The 775-nt window shown below is 50.5% G+C and carries 1 protein-coding gene; it reads left to right on the forward strand.

Annotation, left to right across the window (positions count from 1 at the left end):
• A partial coding sequence (locus tag E0D98_RS25105) for an autotransporter outer membrane beta-barrel domain-containing protein (protein ID WP_131891416.1) occupies positions 1–775 on the forward strand: 775 nt, incomplete at both ends.

Genomic DNA, 775 nt, shown 5'->3' on the forward strand with positions numbered 1-775 from the left:
ATATTGAACTGGTAAGCGCGCCAAAAGACACCAATAAAAATGTCTTTAAAGCCAGTAAACAAACCATTGGTTTCAGTGATGTAACGCCGGTTATTACAACCCGGGAAACCGATGACAAAATAACATGGTCACTGACAGGCTATAACACGGTAGCAAACAAGGAAGCAACCCGGAATGCCGCCGCCCTGTTCTCTGTTGACTATAAAGCGTTTCTGAACGAGGTCAACAACCTGAACAAACGTATGGGTGACCTGCGTGACATCAACGGCGAAGCCGGTGCATGGGCACGCATCATGAGCGGTACCGGCTCTGCCAGTGGTGGTTTCAGTGACAACTACACGCACGTTCAGGTCGGGGTCGACAAAAAACATGAGCTGGACGGACTGGATTTGTTTACCGGTTTCACTGTCACACACACTGACAGCAGTGCCTCCGCCGATGTTTTCAGTGGTAAAACGAAGTCTGTGGGGGCTGGCCTGTATGCTTCCGCCATGTTTGATTCCGGTGCCTATATCGACCTGATTGGCAAGTATGTTCACCATGATAATGAGTACACTGCAACCTTTGCCGGACTCGGAACCCGTGATTACAGCACGCATTCATGGTATGCCGGTGCAGAAGCGGGCTACCGCTATCATGTCACTGAGGATGCCTGGATTGAGCCACAGGCTGAGCTGGTTTACGGTTCTGTATCCGGTAAACAGTTTGCATGGAAGGACCAGGGAATGCATCTGTCCATGAAGGACAAGGACTACAATCCGCTGATTGGCCGAAC

This window comes from Escherichia sp. KCJ4928, from assembly GCF_004352695.1.
GTDB lineage: Bacteria > Pseudomonadota > Gammaproteobacteria > Enterobacterales > Enterobacteriaceae > ECMA0423.